20 protein-coding genes are annotated in these 20,645 nt (G+C 57.0%); 15 read left to right on the top strand and 5 right to left on the bottom strand.

The window, feature by feature from the left end:
- The first annotated feature begins 28 nt into the window (after positions 1–28).
- Positions 29–1,624, top strand: coding sequence for an ABC transporter substrate-binding protein (locus tag DD597_RS12150; RefSeq protein ID WP_003857222.1), 1,596 nt, complete (start codon positions 29–31; stop codon positions 1,622–1,624).
- A 133-nt stretch (positions 1,625–1,757) separates the two neighbouring features.
- Positions 1,758–2,432 carry a DUF3313 domain-containing protein gene (locus DD597_RS12145; RefSeq protein WP_129256222.1) on the top strand — a complete coding sequence of 225 codons (675 nt, stop codon included), beginning with the start codon at positions 1,758–1,760 and terminating at the stop codon, positions 2,430–2,432.
- Between the two features lie 34 nt (positions 2,433–2,466).
- Here DD597_RS12145 and DD597_RS12140 read toward each other — a convergent pair whose 3' ends face one another.
- Positions 2,467–3,363, bottom strand: a complete 897-nt coding sequence (locus tag DD597_RS12140; RefSeq protein ID WP_003857219.1) for a DMT family transporter — start codon at positions 3,361–3,363, stop codon at positions 2,467–2,469.
- A 174-nt stretch (positions 3,364–3,537) separates the two neighbouring features.
- On the opposite strand from DD597_RS12140, the gene DD597_RS12135 reads away from it, so the two are divergent.
- Entirely contained in the window at positions 3,538–4,410 is an 873-nt protein-coding gene (locus tag DD597_RS12135; RefSeq protein WP_003857218.1) for a helix-turn-helix domain-containing protein, read from the top strand.
- On the opposite strand, the gene DD597_RS12130 is transcribed toward DD597_RS12135, so the two are convergent.
- Positions 4,390–5,556 (bottom strand): benzoate/H(+) symporter BenE family transporter, encoded by a 1,167-nt coding sequence (locus DD597_RS12130; protein ID WP_129256221.1) that lies wholly within the window; start codon positions 5,554–5,556, stop codon positions 4,390–4,392. The two genes, DD597_RS12135 and DD597_RS12130, sit on opposite strands and share 21 nt — an antisense overlap.
- 92 nt (positions 5,557–5,648) lie before the next feature.
- On the opposite strand from DD597_RS12130, the gene DD597_RS12125 reads away from it, so the two are divergent.
- Positions 5,649–6,176, top strand: coding sequence for a helix-turn-helix domain-containing protein (locus tag DD597_RS12125; RefSeq protein ID WP_045336245.1), 528 nt, complete (start codon positions 5,649–5,651; stop codon positions 6,174–6,176).
- An 80-nt stretch (positions 6,177–6,256) separates the two neighbouring features.
- Positions 6,257–8,221 (top strand): U32 family peptidase, encoded by a 1,965-nt coding sequence (locus DD597_RS12120; protein WP_045894346.1) that lies wholly within the window; start codon positions 6,257–6,259, stop codon positions 8,219–8,221.
- On the opposite strand, the gene DD597_RS12115 is transcribed toward DD597_RS12120, so the two are convergent.
- The gene (locus DD597_RS12115) at positions 8,218–8,451 is read right to left on the bottom strand and encodes a DUF2554 family protein (protein WP_003857211.1); all 234 of its coding nucleotides are present in this window, start codon (positions 8,449–8,451) and stop codon (positions 8,218–8,220) included. The genes DD597_RS12120 and DD597_RS12115 overlap by 4 nt on opposite strands.
- Positions 8,452–8,694: 243 nt before the next feature.
- Here DD597_RS12115 and DD597_RS12110 point away from each other — a divergent pair, with 243 nt between their 5' ends.
- Entirely contained in the window at positions 8,695–9,057 is a 363-nt protein-coding gene (locus DD597_RS12110; protein WP_003857209.1) for a hypothetical protein, read from the top strand.
- Between the two features lie 148 nt (positions 9,058–9,205).
- On the opposite strand, the gene ftrA is transcribed toward DD597_RS12110, so the two are convergent.
- Positions 9,206–10,204 (bottom strand): transcriptional regulator FtrA, encoded by a 999-nt coding sequence (gene ftrA, locus DD597_RS12105; RefSeq protein ID WP_129256220.1) that lies wholly within the window; start codon positions 10,202–10,204, stop codon positions 9,206–9,208.
- Positions 10,205–10,277: 73 nt separating this feature from the next.
- Between ftrA and DD597_RS12100 the strand changes: the two genes are divergently transcribed.
- From DD597_RS12100 to zinT, 8 genes are all read left to right on the top strand, one after another.
- A complete protein-coding gene (locus DD597_RS12100; protein ID WP_003857206.1) occupies positions 10,278–10,688 on the top strand; it encodes a rhodanese-like domain-containing protein in 411 nt (136 codons plus the stop codon).
- Between the two features lie 156 nt (positions 10,689–10,844).
- A complete protein-coding gene (locus DD597_RS12095) occupies positions 10,845–11,948 on the top strand; it encodes a cobalamin-independent methionine synthase II family protein (protein WP_015570545.1) in 1,104 nt (367 codons plus the stop codon).
- A gap of 201 nt (positions 11,949–12,149) precedes the next feature.
- Entirely contained in the window at positions 12,150–13,421 is a 1,272-nt protein-coding gene (gene urtA / locus DD597_RS12090; protein WP_015570544.1) for an urea ABC transporter substrate-binding protein, read from the top strand.
- 22 nt (positions 13,422–13,443) lie between these two features.
- Entirely contained in the window at positions 13,444–15,018 is a 1,575-nt protein-coding gene (gene urtB / locus DD597_RS12085; RefSeq protein ID WP_060579876.1) for an urea ABC transporter permease subunit UrtB, read from the top strand.
- Positions 15,018–16,091 carry an urea ABC transporter permease subunit UrtC gene (urtC, locus tag DD597_RS12080; RefSeq protein WP_032609181.1) on the top strand — a complete coding sequence of 358 codons (1,074 nt, stop codon included), beginning with the start codon at positions 15,018–15,020 and terminating at the stop codon, positions 16,089–16,091. The genes urtB and urtC overlap by 1 nt, the downstream gene beginning before the upstream one ends.
- A complete protein-coding gene (gene urtD / locus DD597_RS12075) occupies positions 16,091–16,888 on the top strand; it encodes an urea ABC transporter ATP-binding protein UrtD (RefSeq protein WP_015570541.1) in 798 nt (265 codons plus the stop codon). The genes urtC and urtD overlap by 1 nt, the downstream gene beginning before the upstream one ends.
- 9 nt (positions 16,889–16,897) lie before the next feature.
- Positions 16,898–17,596, top strand: a complete 699-nt coding sequence (urtE, locus tag DD597_RS12070) for an urea ABC transporter ATP-binding subunit UrtE (protein WP_058647864.1) — start codon at positions 16,898–16,900, stop codon at positions 17,594–17,596.
- A gap of 52 nt (positions 17,597–17,648) precedes the next feature.
- Positions 17,649–18,287, top strand: coding sequence for a metal-binding protein ZinT (zinT, locus tag DD597_RS12065; RefSeq protein WP_129256219.1), 639 nt, complete (start codon positions 17,649–17,651; stop codon positions 18,285–18,287).
- 46 nt (positions 18,288–18,333) lie between these two features.
- On the opposite strand, the gene ydeE is transcribed toward zinT, so the two are convergent.
- The gene (ydeE, locus tag DD597_RS12060; RefSeq protein ID WP_023324643.1) at positions 18,334–19,551 is read right to left on the bottom strand and encodes an efflux MFS transporter YdeE; all 1,218 of its coding nucleotides are present in this window, start codon (positions 19,549–19,551) and stop codon (positions 18,334–18,336) included.
- A gap of 193 nt (positions 19,552–19,744) precedes the next feature.
- Here ydeE and eamA point away from each other — a divergent pair, with 193 nt between their 5' ends.
- A complete protein-coding gene (gene eamA, locus DD597_RS12055) occupies positions 19,745–20,644 on the top strand; it encodes an O-acetylserine/cysteine exporter (RefSeq protein WP_129256218.1) in 900 nt (299 codons plus the stop codon).
- The last annotated feature ends 1 nt before the right edge of the window (position 20,645 follow it).

Genomic DNA, 20,645 nt, shown 5'->3' with positions numbered 1-20,645 from the left:
CGTCGAATTAAAAAGACAGGAATAAATGATGAAAAGCACATTCACAATGATAACGCTGGCGCTTGCTGCACTGACGGTCAGTTCCACCGTCGCGGCAAAAACGCTGGTGTATTGCTCCGAAGGATCGCCGGAAAATTTCAATCCTCAGCTCTATACGTCGGGGACCAGCGTGGACGCCAGCGCCGTACCGGTTTATAACCGTCTGGTCGATTTCAAACCGGGCACTACCGAACTGGTGCCGAGCCTGGCGGAAAGCTGGGAGGTAAGCGAGGATGGCAAGGTCTACACCTTCCACCTGCGCAAAGGGGTGAAATTCCACAGTAATAAGCTGTTCACGCCGACGCGCGATTTCAACGCGGACGACGTGATTTTCTCGTTTATGCGCCAGAAAGATGTGAATCATCCTTACCATAACGTCTCCAACGGCAGTTATTCCAACTTCGAAAGTCTGGAGTTCGGCAGCCTGATTACCGCCATTGATAAAGTTGACGATCGCACCGTGCGCTTCACCCTGGCGCATCCGGAAGCGCCGTTTGTCGCTGACCTGGCGTGGTACTTTGCCTCCATTCTGTCGGCGGAGTATGCCGATGCCATGCTGAAAGCGGGCACGCCAGAAAAGGTCGATATGCAGCCGATTGGCACCGGGCCGTTTAAGCTGTCGCAATATCAGAAGGATTCCCGCATCCTCTTTACCGCTTTCCCTGACTACTGGCAGGGAAAATCGAAGCTGGATCGTCTGGTGTTCACCATCACGCCGGACGCCTCGGTACGTTTTGCCAAAGTCGAGAAGAATGAGTGTCAGGTGATGCCGTTCCCGAACCCGGCGGACCTGCCGCGTATGAAGGCTAACAAAGATATCAACCTGATGAGCAAGGCCGGTCTGAATACCGGTTTCCTGGCGTTTAACACGCAAAAGCCGCCGCTGGATAACGTAAAAGTGCGCCAGGCGCTGGCGATGGCGATTAACAAACCGGCCATCATTGAGGCGGTTTTCCACGGCACCGGCACGGCGGCGAAAAACCTGCTGCCGCCTGGCGTCTGGAGTGCCGACAGTGAGCTGAAAGACTACGATTACGATCCAGAAAAAGCGAAAGCGCTGTTAAAGGAGGCGGGGTTTGCCAACGGCGTAAGCATCGATCTGTGGGCCATGCCCGTGCAACGGCCGTATAACCCGAACGCGAAGCGTATGGCGGAGATGATCCAGGCGGACTGGGCGAAAGTTGGCGTGCAGACCAAAATCGTGACCTACGAATGGGGCGAATACCTGAAGCGCGTGAAGGGCGGGGAGCATCAGGCTGCGCTGATGGGCTGGACAACGGCGACGGGGGATCCAGATAACTTCTTCGGCCCGCTGTTTACCTGTACGTCCGCCAACGGCGGGTCGAATTCGGCGAAATGGTGTTATAAGCCGTTTGATAACCTGATTGCCGAAGCAAAATCGATAACCGATCGCGAAAAACGCGTGGCGCTGTACAAGCAGGCGCAGCAGATGATGCACGATCAAATGCCGGCGGTAATGATTGCTCATTCAACGATTTTTGAGCCAGTCCGTAAAGAGGTCACGGGCTATGAAATTGATCCCTTCGGCAAACACCTGTTCTGGCAAGTGGACCTGAAAGAGTAATTTTCACTGCCCGGTTTCGGTCGGGCAGTTTTTTCGCTATTTGTGCTGTCTTCGTCATTTTTTGCCACAACACATCGCCCCATTTTTTGTTATAACTTCAAGTGCATACTTGCAGATAACATGGAATACCATCATGCGTACTCACACTTTTTTTAAAGTTGCAGTGCTTTCTGGTCTGTTGGCCCTCTCAGGCTGTGCGTCAAAAGTCGCATCCCCCGATCAATATTCAGGCTTTTTAAAAGATTACTCAGGCTTGCAGGAGATGAAATCTGCAACCGGGAAGCCAACCCTGCGTTGGGTTGATCCTTCTTATAATGAGGCGAATTATGACAGCATTATCTGGACGCCGATAACCTATTACCCGACGCCAAAACCGACCACTCAGCTTGGGCAAAAAACGCTTGATGAGCTGTTGAATTATACCAATACCAAACTGAAAACCGCGATTGGACAGCGTAAGCCGATTGTGACGACGCCGGGCAAACATAGCCTGATCTTCCGCGGCGCCATCACGGGTGTGAGCTCAGACAAAGAAGGTTTGCAGTTCTATGAAGTGGTGCCTGTCGCGCTGCTGGTTGCGGGTACGCAGATGGCCACGGGCCATCGTACCATGGATACGCATCTGTTCTTCGAAGGTGAGTTAATCGACGCGGCTACGAACAAACCGGTGATTAAGGTTGTTCGTAAGGGGGAAGGGAAAGAGCTGGCGAACGAGAATACGCCAATGGGCTTCGGCACCCTGAAGCAGGTTGTGGATGACATGGCAACGGATGCCACTATGTTTGATGTTCATCAGACAGCAAATTAATAAAAAAAGGCCTGCATTTTCGCAGGCCGTTTTTTTATGCCGTCCGCAGGCGGCGGAACCAGGTTTCCGGCTTCGTAAACATCACCATATTCCCGCCCAGTATCAACAACAGGCCGACGATCCCGTTGAGATGCCACACGTAACCCTCGTACACCGTTGAAATCGACAGCGCCACCAGCGGGAACAGCAGGGTGCTGTAGGCGGCTTTACCGGGACCAATGCGGCCTACCAGCGTAAAGTAGGCGCCGAAGGCAATCACCGAGCCAAACAGCGCAAGATAGAGCAGCGCCCCCATATAGCTCACCGTCCATTCCGGCATAAAGTTATCGCCTCTGAAGAGGGCGATAAGGCCCATCACGACGGTGCCATACAGCATCGCCCAGGCGTTGGTGGTCATGGTTTCCAGCCCGTTTCGCTGATGACGCATGCTGATCATATTCCCCAGCGAGAAGCCGTAGGTGCCGAGGGCGGAAAGCCCGATGCCCGTAAGCAACGACGCGCTCCAGCCGCTGGCGAGCAGATCGTTCCAGAACAGGGTAATGATCCCGATAAGCCCCAGCGCTGCCGCTGTCCAGAAGCGTGCGGGTGGACGCTGGCCGAAGAAGATAAAGCTGTTGATGGCGTTATACAGCACGGCCATCGAGAAAATCACCGACTCAAGGCCGGTATTGATATGGGCGGCGGCGGTGTAAAAGCACCAGAAGTTGAAACAGAAAACGCAGCAGCCCTGAAGCATGCAGTAGAGATGATCCCGCAGCGCCAGCCTGCGCAGACGGCGAAGGGCGACCAGGACGATCATCATCGTGGCGCTGGCCACGGCGAAGCGCCAGAAAATGGAGACCGGCGCTGCAACCGGCCCCTGTTGCAAAAAAATGGCGATCCAGGTCGTGCCCCAGATAACAACAACCAGCCCATAGAGTAATGCGTTCATGGCTTCTCTCTTCTCATACCGCGAAAAACAACAGTGTGGCGAAAGAAGAGGGGCCCGGCTTTCATCGCCTTGCGCCGGACTTGCAAATTCTTGCGCTTTTTTCTCGCACAATGGCTGGTAACAGGCTGCAACACTTCTTAGACTGACAGTCTGATTAATCACCTGTTTACGGCCATGTCTCTCGTTTACGACACCTTTGAAACGTTACGCCAACAAAATGCGGTGCTGCGGGAAACCGTCGCGCTCAATACTGGCATTCAACTGGCGGCGTGGTACAACAAGCACGACACGATAACGGTGAAAAGCAACCATCACACCCTTAGCCTGTACGTGGCAGATGGCTATGAAAGCTATCAAAAAACGCCGGGTGGCTGGAAAAATGGCGGTGGGCCGGATCGTTTTTGTCTGATGCCGGAAGAGAGCGAATCCACGTGGGATATTCGTGACGACCTGTCGTTCGTGCACCTCTACTGCACCGATGAACACCTGCGGGACGTGGGGGAGAAAATCTGGGATAAACGACCGCTATCGCTGACGCTGGAGGAAAAAATATTCGGCAGCGATCCGAAAATCACCGCCCTTTATCGCCAGTTTTTGCTCGGCTGCGACTGGCAGCAAAACGCCAATCAGCTCACCCTGAGCACCGCGTCGACCTTATTGCTGACGCATTTAGTCCAGCACTATTCCAGCGTACAGTGGAAGCTGCCGGTAGTGACCGGCGGGTTATCGCCGTTTGTGCTGCGCAACGTGCTGGCCTTTATCGAGGAAAACCTGGCGCAACCCTTAACGCTGGCGGAACTGGCGGGCCAGGCCGCACTCAGTGAGTATCACTTTGCGCGGATGTTCCGCCAGTCGATGGGCCTGGCGCCGCATCAGTACGTCATGCAGCGCCGCATGGAGAAGGCCAAAGCGATGGTGCAGCACACGACTACGCCGCTCACCGACATCGCGCTGGCCTGCGGATTTAACTCCGCCAGCCATTTCAGTAACCGTTTTCGCAGCATGACCGGCATTACGCCGTCACAGCTACGCGCGGCGAAGGCGTGAGAAGACGGCGTAACAGATCCCTCCCAACACCAGCCCCCAGAAGGCGGAGCCAATCCCCAGGAGCGTGACGCCGCTGGCGGTCATCAGGAAGGTGACGATCGCCGCGTCGCGCTCTGCTTCATGATTCAGTGCCTGATACAAACTCCCGCTGATAGTGCCGAGCAGGGCCAGCCCGGCCAGCGTCTGGATGCCGCTCAGCGGCAGGGCGGACATCAGCCCCGAAATCGACCCGCCGAACACCCCCGCCAGCAGATAAAACCCACCTGCGGCTGCCGCAGCCAGCCAGCGTTTACTGGCATCCGGGTGGGCGTCCGGGCTCTGGCAGATGGCGGCGGTGATGGCGGCGATGCATATAGAATAGACGCCGAAGGGGGACAACAGCAGCGCCAGCCCGCCTGTGGCAACGATCAGCGGTGAGACCGCCAGCGGATAGCCCGATGCCTGCATGGTGGCGAAGCCGGGCGCATTCTGCGACGCCATGGTCACCAGGAAGAAGGGTAAGCCGATGCTGATCAGGCTGGTGAAGGTGAACGCAGGGGCAATGAATTCCGGCATGATGACCGATAACGTCATCCTTTTCGTGACAACGTCACCTCCAGCCCAGGCAACGAACACGCCCACCAGCAGCGTGGCGACAATGGCGTACCGGGGCGCTACAGCTTTGGCCACCAGCCAGGCGGCCAGCATACTGCCGCAAAGAAAAATGTGTCCCTCAAGATTGCTGAATGCCTTCAGGCCAAACTGTAACAGCACGCCCGCCAGCATAGCGGCGGCAAGCGAGTGCGGGATCAGTTTCATCAACCGGGCAAACAGGCCGGTGACGCCGCACAGCAGAATCAGCGTATTCGCGAATATAAATACCCCGATGGTTTCCGCCAGCGTCACGCCATGCAGGCTGGTGGCGAGCAACGCCGCGCCCGGAGTCGACCAGGCGGTCAGCACGGGGGCTTTATACCACCACGACAATGCCAGCGTGCTGATCCCCATCCCGAGCCCTAGCGCGGTCATCCATCCGGCGATTTGCTGTGTACTGGCGCCAGCCGCCGCAGCCGCCTGCCAGATAATGGCGGCAGAGCTGGCATAGCCCACCAGAACGGCAACAAAACCGGCCAGCACGGCAGGAAAGAGAGAGGCAGTCGATCGCATGGAAACTCCGTTGTGCGTTATAACGTCCGGGATAAGGTATCACTGTGCGCTATAACGTACAAGTGGTATGCTTTGCCGCAACGGGAGGAACTATGGATATCACTCAACACCTGGCAACCACACTGAAAGCGCTGCGTCAGGCGCGGGGCTGGAGCCTGTCAAAACTGGCGGAAGAGACGGGCGTGTCGAAAGCGATGCTTGGGCAAATCGAACGCAATGAGTCCAGCCCGACGGTCTCTACCTTGTGGAAAATCGCCACCGGGCTGAACGTACCTTTTTCGGCGTTTATCACTCCAGAAAGCGAACCGCAGGCGGTGTTCGATCCGCAGCAGCAGGCGATGGTGGTGAAACCGCTTTTCCCCTGGGATGAACAGCTTAAGTTCGACCATTTCTCCATCACCCTGTCGCCCGGCGCGCTGAGCGAGTCCACGCCGCACGAAGCCGGGGTGATCGAACATGTGGTGGTGATAAGCGGTGAGCTGGATATGCAGATCGACGGTGTCTGGCGCACAATATACGCTGATTCCGGCGTGCGTTTTGCCGGCGATAAACCGCACGCGTACCGCAACAGCAGCGCCCGGACGGTGCATTTTCACTCCCTGATCCATTATCCCCGCTAAAGCGTCGCAAAACGGTTTCACTGACACAGACTTCTGACTACAATAGCCGCCATTTTGACCATAACGGATAACGACGAAGTATGCGCCTGCACTCCCATCATCTTGAACTGCTAAGCCCGGCCCGCGACGCCGCCATCGCCCGTGAAGCCATTCTTCACGGTGCGGATGCCGTCTACATTGGCGGCCCTGGCTTCGGTGCCCGGCATAACGCCAGCAACAGCCTGCGCGACATTGCCGAGCTGGTACCGTTCGCTCACCGTTTCGGGGCGAAGGTGTTTGTGACCCTGAACACCATTCTTCATGATGATGAGCTGGAGCCCGCGCAGCGTCTGATCACCGATCTCTACCAGACCGGCGTTGATGCCCTGATCGTTCAGGATATGGGCGTTCTGGAACTGGATATCCCGCCGATTGAGCTGCACGCCAGCACCCAGTGCGATATCCGCACCGTCGAGAAGGCGAAGTTTCTTTCGGACGTCGGGTTTACGCAGATTGTGCTGGCGCGCGAGCTGAACCTGAACCAGATCCGCGATATCCATCAGGCGACCGACGCGACCATTGAATTCTTTATCCACGGTGCGCTGTGTGTGGCCTATTCCGGGCAGTGTAATATCTCTCACGCCCAGACGGGGCGCAGCGCTAACCGGGGCGACTGCTCTCAGGCCTGCCGTCTGCCGTATACCCTGAAAGACGATCAGGGCCGCGTGGTGGCATTCGAAAAACACCTGCTGTCGATGAAAGATAACGATCAGACGGCGAACCTCGGTGCGCTGATCGATGCTGGCGTACGCTCCTTCAAAATTGAAGGGCGCTACAAGGACATGAGCTACGTCAAAAATATCACCGCACATTATCGTCAGATGCTGGATGCCATCATCGACGATCGCGGTGATCTGGCGCGCGCCTCCGCCGGGCGTACAGAGCATTTCTTTATTCCGTCTACGGACAAAACCTTCCACCGCGGCAGCACGGACTATTTCGTGAATGCCCGTAAAGGGGATATTGGCGCGTTCGACTCACCGAAGTTTATCGGCCTGCCGGTGGGTGAAGTGCTGAAAGTGGCGAAAGATCATCTTGACGTTCAGGTGACAGAGCCGCTGGCGAATGGCGATGGTCTCAACGTGATGATCAAACGTGAAGTAGTGGGTTTCCGCGCCAATACGGTGGAGAAAACCGGCGAAAATCGCTATCGCGTCTGGCCGAACGAAATGCCTGCCGATCTCTACAAAGCCCGTCCTAATGCGGCGCTTAACCGTAACCTGGATCACAACTGGCAGCAGGCCTTGCTCAAGACCTCCAGCGAGCGCCGCATTGCGGTGGATATCGCGCTGGGGGGCTGGGAAGAGCAGCTGATCCTGACCATGACATGCGAAGACGGCATCAGCGTGACGCATACGCTCGACGGCCTGTTCGAGGTGGCGAACAATGCGGAGAAAGCGCTCAACAACCTCAAGGATGGCGTGGCGAAGCTGGGGCAGACCATTTATTACGCGCGCAATATTGAGGTGAATCTGCCGGACGCGCTGTTCGTGCCGAACAGCCTGCTGAACCAGTTCCGCCGTGAAACGGCCGAGATGCTGGATGAAGTACGCCTGGCAAACTATTCGCGCGGCAGCCGTAAGGCCGAAGCGGTGCCTGCGCCGGTCTACCCGGACACGCATCTTTCTTTCCTCGCGAACGTATACAACCACAAAGCGCGTGCGTTTTATCATCGTCACGGCGTGCAGCTGATTGACGCCGCGTATGAAGCGCATGAAGAGAAGGGCGATGTGCCGGTGATGATCACCAAACACTGCCTGCGGTTTGCTTTTAACCTTTGTCCGAAACAGGCGAAAGGCAATATTAAAAGCTGGAAAGCGACGCCGATGCGGCTGGTGAATGGCGATGAAGTGCTGACGCTGAAGTTTGACTGCCGTCCGTGTGAAATGCACGTTATCGGCAAGATGAAGAATCACATCTTCAAAATGCCGCCGCCGGGAAGCATTGTGGCCTCCGTCAGCCCTGACGATTTGATGAAGACCCTGCCGAAGCGTAAAGGCAGCTAACCCGCAGAGTGGGTATCCGGTTTGCGCGATTTCTGCCAGGTATGGTGCTCGCGCAACCCCTCCGCAGACTCCTCAGCCGCGCTGCGTAACTCGTCGCTGTCAGCTTCATGACGAAGCTGATGGTCGGCGTTTTTCACATACACAAATTCATGCCCTTTGTGCTCCGCCATAATCTGTCCTGAGAACAGGGCGCTAATCACCAGCAGTAGCGAAAATTCTTTTCTGAACATCATTTATCCCCTGAAAATACGCTACGGTCATCGTAGGGATAATTTCATAGAGTAATTATTCGACTCTTTAAATTTGAGAAAATAGAGTGTCAAAAATTGTGGTCGCAATAAAACGCGCTTAAGACTATTCTTAAAAGCGATATCGACGTTGTAAACTCCCATTTCTGGTATGCAAAGAACAACTAGATTTATTGGGAAATCATTTACAATAAGATTTTTCTGGCTAAGGATTGGATCGAATAAATGAAAAAAATAATCGTGCTATCACTTCTGGGCGTAGTGGTTGCGGTGGGTGCTGCGGCCAGCATCTATTCAAATGAAGAACCAGAATATATTCAGTCAGCAAAAAGCCGTGTCGGATCGTATTTAACCAGCGATTACGGACGTGTCGAATGTAATAGCACCCAGGTAAGTGAAGATCGCTGGGAGCTGGGCTGTACCAATAAGGCGAGAGGCAAAACCTTCCAGTTCGCCGTTTACCCACCCGAGCAGGCACCGTATGGGGTCTCTCGTGCGTTTTATCTCGAAGCGATTAATGATGATGCCCGCCAGAGTGCAGATCAGGGGCTGATGCGTTATCTGCAAATTAATACCAAAGCGGGTTAATCGATTCGTTTATGCTTCGTTGAGGCTCACAGTGGTAGATTGCTGGTGATCCACATCCCGGTAGGGAATACCGGAGCGTAGATACCAAAATACAAATCTATCCATGCAAGCATTTACCGCCAGATTATGGCGGTTTTTTTTTGCCCGTTTATCGTACCGGCTGTAAAAATTGTTTGCGATATTGCGCGGGCGAAAGCGCAAATTGCTGCCGGAAATGGTGGCGCTGCGTGGCGCTTTGTCCAAATCCGGTTTGTTCCGCAATATTATCAATGCTGAGCCGACTGTTTTCGAGATAATCTTTTGCCCGCTGCAATCGCGCAGTCAATAACCAGCGCGCGGGCGTTGTCCCGGTCGCGTCCTGGAAACGGCGCAGAAAGGTGCGTTGACTCATACCCACCCGCAGGGCCAGCGATTCGACGGTATGGGAAACGGCCAGATGCTGGTGAAGATAATCGAACAGCTGGCCCAGGCGCTGGCTCTCCCGCAACTGAGCCACCGGTCGGCTAAGTTGCTGGGTTTGCGAGCCGTCCCGATGGGGCGGGATCACCAGTCGACGCGCCACGCGGTTTGCTGCCTCCATACCGTAATTCCGGCGCACCACGTGCAGACACAGATCAATCCCCGCGGCGCTGCCGGCGGAAGTGAGAATATCGCCTTCGTCCTGGTAGAGCACATCTTCGACCACGGTGATGGCGGGAAAGCGTGTTTTCAGAGCTTGCGTGTAGCGCCAGTGGGTGGTTGCCTTCCGCCCGTCAAGCAGGCCTGAGGCTGCCAGAACGAAAACGCCAGAACAGATCGAGAGTAGCTGGCAGCCGCGGGCTTGCGCCGCACGGAGCGCCTGGCAGAGCGCTTCGGGTACGGGTTCATCCAGCCCTCGCCAGCCGGGTACAACAACCAGATCCGCCGTTTCAAGCAGACGCAGATCGCCGTCGGCCAGAATACGGATCCCGCCCGTTGCCCGGAGCTCGCCGCCATCCACGCTCGCCACGGCGAACTGATACCAGTCATCGCCCATCTCCGGGCGCGGCAAGCCAAAGATTTCTACCGCCACGCCAAACTCAAAGGTACATAAACCGTCATATGCCAGCACGACCGCGCGCGGCGAGGGATGTCTTAAGTTTGTCATCTTTTTGCTGTTTTCTGGCATAGGCGGACGCATTCATGTGCTGAATTAAGGGATAGAGTAGTGTTAACACAAACACCACAAATGAGGAAGATTCATGAGCTATGTTACTGAATTTCCGGCTGCTGAGCCGCAGGAAGCCGTGGGGCATTTTCTGCGTCGTCTGAGCGTCGAGACGGACTGCGCCGATGTCCATCACGCGGTATCCAGCGGTGAGCAGGACTTTGTTCTGCTGCACGTTGTCGGGAAGCCTGAACATTTTGCCCGGCGGCATCTGCCCGGCGCGCTGCATTTACCCTGGAGCCAGATCACCGCCGAGCGGATGACAGCGTGGCCAGAGGGCACGCTGTTTGTCGTCTATTGTGCAGGCCCGCACTGCAACGGGGCGGACAGGGCGGCGCTGAAGCTGGCGCGTCTGGGTCTGCCGGTTAAGATTATGCTCGGGGGCATGACCGGCTGGGAAGATGAGCGGTTCGCGTTTGCAGGATCTTCATCGCCCGCCCTGTGAACATGAATTTATTTCATCACAGATGAAATTTTCTCGTTTGTCGGCGGCGAGCCGGTATGACATCTTTTTAGGACGTTTAGACATCCAGAAGTCTAAATGTTCAAGAGATGAATTATCACTGTGGGCAATTAACGCCGACAGACAGAGGAGATTTCCATGCAGCGACACCACGCCCCGTACCGCGCCGATGTAGTCGGCAGTTTTTTACGCCCGGACTCTGTTAAACAGGCCCGTCTGCAATTTGCCAGCGGTGAGATCGATGCCGGTCAGCTTCGCGCGGTTGAGGACGAGGCCATTCGCCATGTTGTCGAACAGCAGTGCGCCTGCGGTCTGCATGTGGTAACGGACGGTGAATTCCGCCGCGCCTGGTGGCACTTTGACTTCTTTGACGGGCTACAGGGCGTAGAGCGTTATGATTCGCAGCAGGGCATTCAGTTCAACGGGGTGCAGACCAAAGCCCACGGCGTGCGCGTAACGGGCAAACTGGGCTTCGGCGATCATCCTATGCTGGAAGATTTTCGCTACCTCAAAAGCATCAGCGGTAACGCACAGCCGAAGATGACCATTCCGAGCCCGAGCGTGCTGCACTTCCGCGGTGGCCGCAAGGATATTGATGCCACGGTCTACCCGGATCTGAAGGATTACTTTGACGATCTGGCGACAACCTGGCGCGATGCCATTCGGGCCTTTTACGATGCAGGCTGCCGCTATCTGCAACTGGATGATACCGTCTGGGCCTACCTTTGTTCAGAAGACCAGCGCCGCCAGATCCGCGAGCGCGGTGACGATGCAGACGAACTTGCCCGAACCTATGCCCGGGTGCTGAATAAGGCGCTGGAGGGCAAACCGGACGACCTGACCATCGGGCTGCACGTCTGCCGCGGCAACTTCCGCTCAACCTGGATTTCCGAAGGCGGCTATGAGCCGGTGGCGGAGGTGCTGTTCGGCACGGTGAACGTCGACGCGTTCTTCCTGGAGTACGACAACGACCGTAGCGGCGACTTTGCGCCACTGCGTTTTGTGCGCCCGGGTAAACAGCAGGTGGTGCTGGGGCTGATCACCACCAAGCACGGTGAACTGGAGAACCCGGAAGGGGTGAAAGCGCGTCTGGAAGAGGCTGCGCGCTACGTGGCGAAAGAGCAGATTTGCCTCAGCCCGCAGTGCGGATTTGCCTCCACGGAAGAGGGTAACAGCCTGAGCGAAGCCCAGCAGTGGGATAAAGTTCGCCTGGTGACGCAAATCGCCAGCGACGTCTGGTAACATCGTTTACAGCGCTGCATTATTACAGTGCAGTGCTGTACCATTCTGAGTCGTTTCCCGTAGATCCTCTCTTCGAACCCGTTTAAATCCTGCCTCTGCAACCTGGCACTCTTTTTGCTCTCCTGAAACTGACGTTACTTTTTTCTGCGTCCGGGCGGTAACGGACGTCTTCGCACAGCTTTCTTTTTCAGGAGTGAAAATATGCACCGTCGTACCTTTATAAAAGCGTTCGCCTTGTCCGCCTCCGTGGTCGCCATGGGAGTGAGTTTTGGCGTTCAGGCCGCAGAGACCATTAAAGTCGGGATCATGCACTCACTCTCCGGCACGATGGCCATTTCAGAAACGCCCCTGAAAGATGTCGCCCTGATGACCATCGACGAAATCAACGCCAAAGGCGGCGTACTCGGGAAAAAGCTGGAGCCGGTGGTGGTTGACCCGGCCTCCAACTGGCCGCTGTTTGCCGAAAAGGCCCGCCAGCTTCTGAGCCAGGATAAGGTCGCCGTGGTGTTCGGCTGCTGGACCTCCGTATCGCGTAAATCAGTTCTGCCGGTTTTTGAAGAGCTGAACGGTTTGCTGTTCTATCCGGTGCAGTATGAAGGTGAAGAGATGTCACCTAACGTCTTCTATACCGGCGCGGCGCCTAACCAGCAGGCGATCCCGGCGGTGGAGTACCTGATGAGCGAGGACGGCGGCAGCGCGAAACGCTTCTTCCTGCTGGGAACGGACTACGTTTACCCGCGCACCACGAACAAGATCCTGCGCGCCTTCCTGCACTCGAAAGGCGTGGAAGATAAAGATATTGAAGAGGTCTACACCCCGTTTGGTCATAGCGATTACCAGACCATCGTCGCCAGTATCAAGAAATTCTCCGCGGGCGGTAAAACGGCGGTGGTCTCCACCATCAACGGTGATTCCAACGTGCCTTTCTATAAAGAGCTGGCGAACCAGGGCCTGAAAGCCACGGACGTGCCGGTGGTGGCGTTCTCGGTGGGCGAGGAGGAACTGCGGGGCATTGATACCAAACCGCTGGTGGGTAACCTGGCGGCGTGGAACTACTTTGAATCCGTCGATAACCCGACCAACCAGACCTTTGTCGCGGCCTACAAAGCTTACGCGAAAGCCCATAAGCTGCCGAATGCCGATACCGTCGTCACCAACGATCCGATGGAAGCGACCTATGTCGGCCTGCATATGTGGGCGCAGGCGGTTGAAAAAGCGGGGACAACCGACGTGGACAAAGTGCGCGCGGCAATGGCGGGCCAGTCGTTCAACGCGCCATCCGGCTTTACGCTGACCATGGATGCCACCAACCACCACCTGCATAAGCCCGTCATGATTGGTGAAATCGAAGGCAACGGCCAGTTCAACGTCGTCTGGCAAACCGAACAGCCGGTACGCGCTCAGCCGTGGAGCCCGTTTATTGCCGGGAATGACAAAAAGCCTGACCAGCCGATGAAAACCGCCAGCAACTAAGCCACCACCAGGGAGAGACGTCATGAACGCCATGCGCATGATGATTGCGATTGTGTGGCTTACCGGACTGCTGCCAGGGATGGCGCAGGCATCGGATGCCGATGATTTCGTTGCCGCTAGCCGCAGCCAGCAAACCTCCATGCTGACCCGCTGGGCAGCCACGCCGGAACCTGCACGCTTGCCGCTGCTTAAGGCGCTACAACAGGAGAACCTCTACACCGACAGCCAGAAGAAGGCTTTTACCCGCATCGACGGCGAAATGGTTGCCCTGGGCGCGGCAAAGAGCGCCGAAGGAACGACCAAAGCCGTGCGGCTGACCAACCGGCTGCGCGTGTTAACCGTCACGGCGCTGGCGACGCATCAGCTTGTCAGTGACAGTGTCACCGAAAGACGTCATGCCGCGCGGCAGCTTCAGCGTGACGCCCAGCCGGATATGCTCGGGTTTCTGCAACAGCGGGCTAATCGCGAAACGGACGACGTCACCCGACAGTCGCTGAGGCTGGCGCTGGCAAATCTTCAGCTGGCGAGTCCGCAGGCGGAAACGCGCCTTAATGCGGTTGAACTGCTGGGACAGTCTGACGATCCGGACGTGCAGGCCACGCTGACGCCATTCACCCGGGCGCAAACCGAGCCGGACGCACGGGTACGTGCCGCCGCCGCTGAGAGCCTGGACCGTATTCAGCACCGGCTGATGTGGGGCGAACTGCTGGGGCAGGCCTTCATGGGCCTGTCGTTGGGATCGGTACTCTTGCTGGCCGCGCTCGGGCTGGCTATCACCTATGGTCTGCTGGGGGTGATTAACATGGCCCACGGCGAAATGCTGATGCTCGGGGCGTATGCCACCTGGATGGTGCAGCAGGTTATGGCGCAGTGGATGCCTCAGTGGCTGGCGCTCTATCCGGTGGTGGCGCTGCCGGTGGCGTTTTGCCTGACGGCAGGTATCGGGATGGTGCTGGAGCGCACGGTGATCCGCCATCTGTATGGCCGCCCGCTGGAAACCCTGCTCGCCACCTGGGGGATCAGCCTGATGCTTATCCAGCTGGTGCGCATGACCTTTGGCGCTCAGAACCTTGAGGTCGCAAACCCGGCCTGGCTGTCCGGCGGGGTGCAGGTTTTCGCCAACCTGACGCTGCCGTGGAACCGTATTGTGGTGCTCGGGTTTGTGTTGCTGGTGCTGTTCTTCACCTGGCTCATTCTGAATAAAACGCGTCTGGGGCTGAACGTGCGGGCGGTGACGCAAAACCGCAGCATGGCGGCCTGCTGCGGCGTCCCCACCGGACGGGTAGATATGCTGGCGTTTGGCCTCGGGTCCGGCATTGCCGGGCTGGGCGGCGTGGCGTTGTCCCAGCTGGGGAACGTGGGACCGGAGCTGGGCCAGGGATACATCATTGATTCGTTCTTGGTGGTGGTGCTCGGCGGCGTCGGCCAGCTGGCCGGTAGCGTCGCGGCGGCCTTTGGTCTGGGGATCTTCAATAAAATTCTTGAACCGCAGATGGGCGCCGTGCTGGGCAAGATCCTGATTCTGGTGGCGATCATTCTGTTTATCCAGAAACGTCCGCAGGGGTTATTCGCACTTAAAGGGAGGGTGACAGACTGATGAGCCAGCCATTGACCTTAACACTGGCGCGCAGGGCACCGCGCACCGCGCAAATCTTCGGCAGTCTGCTGGTTGCGGCGCTGCTGGTGCTGCCTTTTCTCGCGCTGTTGCCCGCCACCCATCCGCTGGCCGTTTCCACGTGGATGTTGACGCTCATCGGCAAGATCCTCTGCTACGCGGTGGTCGCCGTGGCCCTCGATCTGGTCTGGGGCTATGCCGGTATGCTCTCGCTGGGGCACGGCATATTCTTCGCCCTGGGCGGCTATGCGATGGGCATGTACCTGATGCGCCAGGCGGCCGGAGACGGGCTGCCCGCGTTTATGTCGTTTCTCTCGTGGAGCGAACTGCCCTGGTTCTGGTGGGGAACGCAGCATTTTGCCTGGGCACTGGTGTTAATTGTGACGATACCCGGCCTGCTGGCGCTGGTCTTCGGCTGGTTTGCTTTCCGCTCGAAGATCAAAGGGGTCTATTTCTCCATCATGACCCAGGCGCTGACCTATGCGGGCATGCTGCTGTTCTTTCGCAACGAAACCGGCTTTGGCGGCAATAACGGCTTTACCGGCTTTACCACGCTGCTCGGATTTTCCGTCACGGCGACCACCACGCGGATCGCGCTGTTTCTCGCAACGGTCGTGCTGCTGCTTCTGGCCCTGGGCACAGGCTACGCGCTGGCGAAGAGTAAATTTGGCCGCATTTTAACGGCGGTGCGCGATGCGGAAAACCGTCTCACGTTCTGCGGCTACGATCCGCGCGGCTTCAAGCTGCTGGTCTGGACGCTTTCCGCCGTGCTGTGTGGCCTGGCGGGGGCGCTGTACGTTCCGCAGGTGGGCATTATCAACCCGGGTGAAATGTCGCCAACCAACTCGATTGAAGCGGCCATCTGGGTAGCGCTGGGCGGGCGCGGCACTCTGGTGGGCCCGGTGATTGGCGCGGCGCTGGTCAACGGTGCGAAGAGCTTTTTCACCGTGGCGATGCCGGAGTACTGGCAGCTGTTTCTGGGGCTGATTTTCATCGCCGTGACGCTGTTTTTACCGCGCGGCGTGTTCGGTCTGTTTCGTAAGGGAGAGAATTAATGCAGCCCTCTGAAGGACTCTTTACCCGCCAGCTACCGGGCGACCGTTACCGCGAGCAGACCGATCCGGTGTTGCAGCTCGAGGCCATTAACGTCAGTTTCGACGGTTTTCAGGCGTTGACCGATCTCTCGCTGAATATCGGCGTCGGAGAATTGCGCTGCATCATTGGCCCTAACGGAGCCGGTAAAACCACGCTGATGGACGTGATCACCGGCAAAACCCGGCCAAAAAGCGGGAAAGCTATTTACGATCAGTCCATCGATCTGACTGCCCTGGAACCGGCGGCCATCGCCCGTCAGGGCATTGGCCGTAAGTTCCAGAAGCCGACCGTGTTTGAAGCGTTGACCGTAGGGGAAAACCTCGAAATCGCCATGAAAGCCGACAGGTCCGTCTGGGCGAGCCTGCGGGCCACGCTCAGCGGCGAGCAGCGCGACCGCATTGATGAGATGCTGGTTTTGCTGCGGCTTGGCAGCGAGCGCGATCGCCGTGCCGGACTGCTTTCCCACGGACAGAAGCAGTTTCTGGAGATCGGCATGCTGCTGGTGCAGGACCCGCACCTGTTACTGCTGGACGAACCCGCCGCCGGTATGACCGACGCCGAGACGGAATACACTGCCGAGCTGTTCCGCACCCTGGCAGGCAAGCATTCGCTGATGGTGGTTGAGCACGATATGGGCTTCGTTGAGACCATCGCCGACCACGTCACGGTGCTGCATCAGGGGCGCGTACTGGCGGAAGGTTCGCTTCGCGAGGTACAGGCCAATGAACAGGTGATTGACGTCTATCTGGGACGCTAAGGAGAGGGGATGTTACAGGTTAGCGAACTGAATCAGTACTACGGCGGAAGTCATATTCTGCGCGGGGTGAGCTTTGAGGCGGTCGTCGGGGAAGTGACCTGCCTGCTGGGGCGCAACGGGGTGGGCAAAACCACGCTGCTGAGGTGCCTGATGGGGCTGATCCCGGTGAAAGCCGGGGAGGTGGTCTGGCAGGGAAAGAGCATCACTCACAGTAAACCGCACCAGCGGGTACAGTCCGGCGTGGCGTATGTTCCGCAGGGGCGGGAGATTTTTCCGCGTCTGACCGTAGAAGAAAACCTGCTGATGGGGCTGTCGCGCTTCTCCGCGGGAAACGCCAGGAGCGTACCGGAGGAGATTTGGCAGCTTTTCCCGGTGCTGAAGGAGATGAAGCACCGACGCGGAGGCGATCTTTCCGGTGGTCAGCAGCAGCAGCTGGCGATTGGTCGCGCGCTGGCGAGCCGTCCACGGTTACTGATTCTGGATGAACCCACGGAAGGGATTCAGCCGTCGGTGATCAAAGAGATTGGGCAGGTGATCCGCAGCCTGGCGAACCGGGGGGATATGGCGATCCTGCTGGTGGAGCAGTTTTATGATTTTGCGGCAGAGCTGGCCGACAGCTATCTGGTGATGTCGCGCGGCAGCATCGTCCAGCAGGGGCGCGGGGAGAATATGGAGCGGGAGGGCGTTCGCGGGCTGGTTGCGATCTGAAATGTTATAATATAACATCCCTATTCTTATAAAACGGAATGAGGATTTTGCTGTGGCTGCACAACCTGGAAAAATTGCGCTGACTTTGGGAACGCTGCTGGTAAGCGGCTCGCTTTTTGCCCATTCGCACGGTCATCAGATGACGGAGGCGGAACAGAAGGCGGCAAACGGCGTCTTTGAGGATAAAGACGTCAGGGACAGGAAGCTGTCTGACTGGGACGGAACCTGGCAGTCTATTTACCCGTTCCTGCTTGATGGTTCGCTGGATCCGGTTTTCGAAAAGAAAGCGCAGAAGGGAGAAAAATCTGCTGCCGAGGTGAAGGCCTACTACCGCAAGGGTTACGCGACGGACGTGGACGCCATCGGCATTGAAAACAACGTGATGGAATTCCACCGAGGCAAAACGGTGAGCAGCTGCCGCTACGACTACAGCGGCTACAAAATTCTGACCTATGCGTCGGGGAAAAAAGGTGTGCGCTACCTGTTTGAGTGCAAGGATAACGCGAGCGAGGCGCCTAAGTTTGTGCAGTTCAGCGACCATATCATCGGGCCGAAAGCCTCTTCACACTTCCATATCTTTATGGGCAACACCTCCCACGAGGCGCTGCTGAAAGAGATGGATAACTGGCCGACCTACTACCCGAATGAGATGTACAAGGAGCAGGTGGTGGAGGAGATGTTGCACCACTAAGGTGTTGGTTTTGCCGGGGGACGGCTTCGCCTTACCCGGCCTGGGATTAGGGTTTTCCAGGTCGGGTAAGCGCAGCGCTACTCGACACGCTATCTTCACTTTTCACGCGCATCCCGCGCAATATCATCAGCCAGGCCGCAATGATGGCGGCCATCATAATGATAAATAATGACCAGTGCGGCAGATGGGTCAGGATGAGCCCGGTGATCATCGGGTTCGCCGCCGCGCCCAGCCAGCCCAGCGCTTGTGCGGAGAAGTAGCTCGCCTTCATGCCCGGCGGGGCGATATTGTCGATCAGCATGTATTCACCCGGTGCATAAATAATCTCACCCAGGGTGAAAATCGCTGCCGCGATCCCCCAGTAAATCAGGTTCTCGCCGGAAAGCATAAACCCCCCCAGCCCGAGGATGAAAAAAAGCGTCGCGGCGGTCATTAGCGGACGGATATTGCTGGCGGTGATCTTCCGTCCAAGCGCATATTGCAGGGTGACGACCACCGCCGCGTTGACGGGCAGCACAACGGCCACCACCTTTTCTGCGAAATCACTGTCCGCATGTGCAGCGAGGACATACTGGGAAATGCAGGTGGCAAACGATCCACCCACATACGACGCCAGCAGCCCGGAAAGCGTGTACCAGAACAGCGCCCGGTCTTTCAGCAGCACCGAGGGTTGCCATGGCATTTTCTCCTCAGGGCTGTCCGAGGCTATGCTTTTCTGCACAAAGAAATGGATAAACCCGAGCGGCAGTGCGGCGCAGAAGGCCGCCAGCCAGAACGGCAGTTGCAGGCTGTACATCACAAGCAGGGTGCCGATCGGCGGCCCGATCGTCCAGCCGATGTTCAGGAAACTGTAGTTGAGTGAGAAAACGCGCGCCTTTTCGCTGGAGGTCAGCACGTCGGCAAACCATGCTTTCAGCACCGTTGAGAAGACGGAATAGGCGCAGTTAATCAGGGCAAAGAACAGCACTACCAGCGTCACGTTATTCACCAGCGGAATGGCCACAAACCCGGCGATAAAGGCGACGATGGCGATCAGCATATAGCGTTTTTTGTCGAATTTATCCGCCAGGATGCCAAACCCCAGGCTAAACACCACGCCAATGGTCAACGCCACGGTAAGGGCATAGCCAATATTCTCCACGCTCATATCGTACACGCGTGTAAGATATATGGTCATAAAGGGCAGCGTTGCCCCGCGGCCAATTGTTAATAACAATGACGATGCCAGCAGCGCTGCGGTTGAGCGCCTGATTGATGGTTTCATTTTCCTGCCCGACAAATGCTTATGCTTTTTTTGTTGTGTTATTACAGGATTATCATGGGATCGGCAGCTTGTATAGCACCCAATTTATCCGCAAGTGCTTCTCTTCAGTACCAGAATTAATGATCTTCTCGCGGGGCTATTTTTTCTGTTACCTTGAAGTGTTTACAAAATTTTAATATTTCAGGGGCGGAAAATGACGCGGAAAGACGGGCTGTTAGCGTTGCTGGTTGTCGTGGTGTGGGGACTCAATTTTGTGGTCATCAAAATGGGGTTGCACAACATGCCTCCACTGATGCTGGCGGGTCTGCGCTTCCTGCTGGTGGCGTTTCCGGCGCTGCTGTTCGTCGCCCGCCCGAAAATTCCCCTCAAGCTGCTGCTGGGCTACGGCCTCACCATCAGCTTTGGTCAGTTTGCGTTTCTTTTTTGCGCTATTAAATTCGGTATGCCTGCGGGCCTGGCTTCGCTGGTGCTTCAGGTGCAGGCGTTCTTTACCATCATTCTCGGCGCGTTTGTCTTTGGCGAACGCTTGCAGGGCAAACAGCTGGCGGGCATTAGCCTTGCGGTCTTTGGCGTGCTGGTGCTGATTGAAGGCAGCCTCAACGGTCAGCATGTCGCGCTGCTGGGCTTTATGCTCACCCTGGCGGCGGGTCTGAGCTGGGCGTGCGGCAATATCTTTAACAAGCTGATAATGCAGCACGAGGCGCGTCCGGCGGTCTTATCGCTGGTGGTCTGGAGCGCGTTGATCCCCATCGTACCGTTTATGGCCGCGTCGTTTATTCTGGAGGGGCCGCAGGCGATGCTGAAAAGCCTGGTGGAAATCGACCTGACGACTATTTTGTCGCTAATCTACCTGGCGTTCGTTGCCTCAATCATTGGCTATGGTATCTGGGGATCGCTGCTCGGACGCTATGAAACCTGGCGCGTGGCGCCGTTATCGCTGCTGGTACCGGTGGTCGGGCTTGCCAGCGCCGCACTGTTGCTGGATGAAACGCTCGGCGCGCTGCAACTGTGTGGCGCAGGGCTGATTATGGCCGGGCTGTATATCAACGTCTTTGGCTTGCGGGTGCGTCGGGCGACGCGGGTGCAGGGTTAAG

Source organism: Enterobacter cloacae complex sp. 677-3DZ2D5B (assembly GCF_004136695.1).
In the GTDB taxonomy this organism is placed as follows: Bacteria; Pseudomonadota; Gammaproteobacteria; order Enterobacterales; family Enterobacteriaceae; genus Enterobacter; species Enterobacter hormaechei_C.
This window is presented reverse-complemented; position numbering and strand designations above follow the sequence as displayed.